3 pseudogenes are annotated in these 1820 nt (G+C 64.2%); 2 read left to right on the top strand and 1 reads right to left on the bottom strand.

Features of this window, described 5'->3' with window-relative positions:
- Positions 1-170: pseudogene (locus CFB24_RS22350) on the bottom strand (IS256 family transposase); the annotation flags it as partial.
- A gap of 109 nt (positions 171-279) precedes the next feature.
- Between CFB24_RS22350 and CFB24_RS23990 the strand changes: the two are divergent.
- Both CFB24_RS23990 and CFB24_RS23875 read left to right on the top strand, forming a co-directional pair.
- Positions 280-390, top strand: a pseudogene (locus CFB24_RS23990) (zincin-like metallopeptidase domain-containing protein); the annotation flags it as partial.
- 1031 nt (positions 391-1421) lie between these two features.
- Positions 1422-1571 (top strand): annotated as a pseudogene (locus CFB24_RS23875) (IS256 family transposase); the annotation flags it as partial.
- Between the last annotated feature and the right edge of the window lie 249 nt (positions 1572-1820).

The raw sequence follows: 1820 nt of genomic DNA, 5'->3' as shown, positions 1-1820 counted from the left end.
TCGCCCTGGTCAAGGTGGTGGTCGACCTCCGCGTTCAGCGCCCGTTCGGCGAGCGCCTTCTTCAGTTCGTCGAGAAGACCATCTTTCGCAAAGGCCGTCTTGGGATCCGCGCCGGCCAGAAGCTGGTCGAGCAACTGATCGGGAATAAGCGGGGCTTTCCGTCTCGCCATGTGGTGCCTCCATTTGCTTCCAAATGGCCATCACACGGAAATTCCGACACTCTCCGAACAGCGCGAAACGCAAAAAACCACTGGACTGTCAGGATAACGCGCCGAACTCGCCAGCCTGTTCGTCGGCAACGTCGTCGGTCTGCCCTGCGACGTGCCCAATCACGCCAGCTACCTTAAGTCGTGGCTCGACGTATTGAAAGCCGACAAGCGCAAGATTTTCCGCGCCGCGGCTGACGCCAATCGCATCGCCGAATGGATCCTGTCGCACCATCCGGAGCACGCCGCCGGCGACGACGACCAGGACACGACGGCCGAGACCCAGCGGACGAACGCCTCCGACGAGGCCCTGGCGCCTGATCGCGGTCCTCAAGCTCCCACCACCCCAAAGGCAAATCGCGACGACGCCGCAGCGGCGCCGCGCGATCGCGCGCATCCGAAAGGCCTCGGACCGATGAAAAAATCCATTGATCAAATGACCTTGCCGCTGTTCGACACCACCTCTCTCAGCACAGGCGCGTTCGGGCTCTATTCCGGCCTGTCGTTCGGCGAGCCCAGTGAAGAGGACGAGCCGGAAACGGAAGACCAGGCGCCGGCCGACGCGTCGGTTGCGATCCCCGCCCGCAACTTTCGGCTTCGCGGCCGGCGGCCTCTGGCCTCCGACTGGAAGTCGCGCGCCGCGGACAATCTCGCCGCCATCCGGCTGATGCAGCGGATCGAGGGCGAGACGCGCAACGCGACGCCGGAGGAACAAAGCCAGTTGGCGCGGTTCATCTCTTTCGGCGCCGGCGACCTCGCCAACAATCTGTTCCGCCGCGCCGCCGACGAGGCCCTGCCGAAAGGCTGGGAGGCGCTCGGCCAGGAGCTCGAGCAGCTGGTCAGGCCGACCGAACTGGCGAGTTTGGCGCGCGTCACCCAATACGCGCATTTCACGCCGGAATTCATCATCCGGGCCATGTGGAAAGCATTGCGCCGCATGGGATTCTCCGAATGCCGCGTGCTTGAGCCCGGTTGCGGGTCCGGCCTGTTCTTCTCCCTTTTGCCCGAGGCGCTCGCCGACAAGACAACCCTGACCGGCGTCGAACTCGATCCCGTCACCGCCAAAATCACCAAGCTCCTGTTTCCGAACGCCCAAATCCGCAACGAGGATTTCACCAAGGCGCGCCTGCCCGACGCCTATGACCTGGTGATCGGCAATCCGTCGTTCAGCACCCGCACCGTGCGCGGCAGTGACCCCGTCGGCGCGCTCAACCTTTCCCCAACGAAGTTTCTATCAGGCGGCTCGTCGGCGCCATCCTGCTCGAACAGAATGATGACTGGCAATTACAGCACCGCTACATGAGCCTGGAGACGATGGCCGGCCTCGCCGACGAACCCGCATCGCACCCCAAAATCGCAGCCTGAAGAGGCGAGACGACCGCCCCAAAATTTCCACCACCTTGACGGACGCGATCCAGATCGGCGAGGGCGACGCATTCCTCGATCTCGAAGTCGCCGGCTCTGTTCCGACGTCGATCTCGCCCTGATCGAGCGCCTCGCCCAGGCGGAAAGCGCCGACCGCGTCGGCGCGCGCCGGCGCGGCGCCGAAATCGGCAATGCCCCGGAAAATCAGGAGGCGGCATAGAAATATGCCCGCCTATCGGCAGAGAGCGG

This window comes from Rhodoblastus acidophilus, from assembly GCF_900187365.1.
Taxonomy (GTDB): Bacteria; Pseudomonadota; Alphaproteobacteria; order Rhizobiales; family Beijerinckiaceae; genus Rhodoblastus; species Rhodoblastus acidophilus.
This window is presented reverse-complemented; position numbering and strand designations above follow the sequence as displayed.